This is a genomic window from Vagococcus elongatus (assembly GCF_003987645.1).
GTDB classification, from domain to species: Bacteria; Bacillota; Bacilli; order Lactobacillales; family Vagococcaceae; genus Vagococcus_A; species Vagococcus_A elongatus.
In genome coordinates this window covers 1-2,357 of the sequence record NZ_NGKA01000047.1, presented here as the reverse complement: position 1 = coordinate 2,357, position 2,357 = coordinate 1, and the positions used below count along the sequence as shown (strand labels likewise).

Sequence of the window (2,357 nt, the reverse complement as noted above, 5' to 3'; positions counted from 1 at the left end):
GACAATCTCTTGACCGTGAGTAATTGATTTTTTAGATTGTTGACGTCCGTGTTTCATGATTCCACCTCTTTTATTCTTCTGTTTTTACTCCTCTTATTATGAGGGCAGCAGCAAAGAAAAGCAAAAATAATCTTATGATTGTTGACTCTCCAAAATATAACTGCTACCAGCGACACTTTTAAAACCTCCCACTAAAGTCCTGAAATTAGAAATTGAGCGGGAGAAGAGAATACTAAAAAACTAACGAAATAATGATTTCTAACTTTTAGTTATTTTTAAATCTTTTCATTTGTCAAATTAAGTTAGAATAAATTGCGTCTTGTACATAACTCAAAAAGACTTCAATAGGTGTTTGATAGTTTAATGATTTTCTGGGGATATGGTTTCTGTGACAACTCACAGAGGAAATGAATTCTTGACTGACACCCCTAAAATCTATTGATTTAGGTAAGCCATCACGCCTAAGCAGTCCATTTGCGTGCTCATTTAAAGCTCGTTGCGAGGGTTTCCCAGGATCTGAAAAAAAATATCAATATCCTGTTGGTTACTGACAGATTTCCAATTAGAAAATTCTTTGCCACAATCAAATGTGATGGATTTGAAGAAATGCTTTGGAAAGCGTCCAAACCAATGGTTTAGCGCTTCTTCAATATCTTTGGCTTTTCTTCCTTTTGGTTTCAAAGTAATGATCACTTTAGAAACACGTTCCACCAATGTGATGAACGCCCACAATAGTGTCGCCCTCAAGATGTCCAAATTCTTCTTTAAAATCAGGGTAGTGAGCGATCCTATCGTCAAGTGTGCGTTTAAACGTTTGTTTTCCTCTTGTTTCTTGATGGCCATTAGGTTTTCTTTTCCCTTTCAAAGGAAGTGTTTGAACATCAAATTCTCCGTGGGAGAATTTCCGATAAAGGGTTCTCATACTGCATGGAATTGTACGTTCTTGCCTGCCTATAATGACATCAGGTGTCCAATCCTGAGCCACTTTCTCTTTGATATACTGACGGTCAGAATCAGATAATTCGATTCTTTTTCTGCCGCATTTTTTCTTATTTTCTTTGTATCGATGCCAATAATCTATTGCGGAAAAACCTTGTTTAAAAAAATTGACCACTGTATAAATTGTTTGAATGGCTCGGCACATTCGCTTAGCAATAGTGACAGGTTTAATCTTTTGATGAAAATAAGATTCTATCATTGTGATTTCGTCTATGGTAAGATGTTTGTAGGTCATTTGTGGCTCACTCCTTGTTTTCTTTGGTCGGAAATACAATTTGAGTGTACCGCAAATGGCTATTTTTATTTTTCTAGCTTAATTTTACAATTCACGAATACTAAAAATAGTTTCGACGAAAGGTTTATAAAATAACGAGTGCATACGAATAACCTACACTCATCTTACAACAGCTAAACTCCCAATGATGGAACATTCGAAATGTCTAAAAAAACTATCTTTTGTCACAAATAATTTTTAGTTTAGCTCCTATAATATGATTACGGAATTTTTAATGTTCCTGTTTTACCAATTTAAGAACTACAAATAGAATTAGTCCAAAATGTTTTGATATATACCAATAGAAAACACGAAAAACTACCTATCGATCCGCTTTGTTGGTGGATAGGTAGTTGATTTATTTTTTTTATGACTGAAAATCCTGAGCCAATGCATTCATCTATTCAAGCACGGGCTTAACCAAAGTTAATCAAGTCTAAATTGCAAGATAGTCTTCACTAATTTAATCTCTAATCCGCTTTTCATTTCCTCATCAAACTGCATGTTTCCGATTATTCCTTCATCTGCAATAACAGATTTCTGGCATAAACGAATCATATAACTTTCATAATAGTGAATAATTGTTTGGATTGCCTCCACGTCTTGTTTGATGGCTAAAATGATTGTGGCATAAGATATGAGTTTCTGCTTAAACCTCCTCATAAGTTATCCCCTCCAAATATTCTTTGATCTGCTTCAACCCTTTTTGGCGATAGTAATAAACAGTACCACGTGCAACATTCAAATAGTCAGCTATCTCTGTATCGTTTATATCCTAGTAAAAGCCGATTACTTTAAGAATTAATATTTTAAATCAAAATTTTATTACCAAAACTATCTGTAAAATGCGTGTGGCCAATATCATCTATATCTAGACCAAAAGACAAGGATGGTGTTACTGGTCATCATTTATCAATGTACATATTAAAAAAATTATCAGCTACACATTTTCTAAACTTATTATTTGTCAAATTAAGCTAGACAAAACAGTTTCATCTACATAACTCAAGAATACTTCCAACGGTGTTTGATAGTTCAATGATTTTCTTGGAATGTGATTGCGTTTATTCGCTACACTGGAAAT

The 2,357-nt window shown here is 34.0% G+C and carries 1 protein-coding gene and 2 pseudogenes; all 3 read right to left on the bottom strand.

Features of this window, described 5'->3' with window-relative positions; genetic code table 11:
- Positions 1-292: 292 nt before the first annotated feature.
- Positions 293-1,234, bottom strand: a pseudogene (locus CBF29_RS13590) (IS30 family transposase).
- Between the two features lie 465 nt (positions 1,235-1,699).
- On the bottom strand, positions 1,700-1,936 hold the full coding sequence (locus CBF29_RS13585) for a helix-turn-helix domain-containing protein (RefSeq protein WP_126810239.1): 237 nt from the start codon (positions 1,934-1,936) through the stop codon (positions 1,700-1,702).
- Between the two features lie 304 nt (positions 1,937-2,240).
- Positions 2,241-2,357, bottom strand: a pseudogene (locus tag CBF29_RS13580) (IS30 family transposase); the annotation flags it as partial.

Bases quoted from the DNA above. Each gene is read 5' to 3' on its own strand.
- CBF29_RS13585 (WP_126810239.1), bottom strand. From the start codon at position 1,936: ATGAGGAGGTTTAAGCAGAAACTCATATCTTATGCCACAATCATTTTA.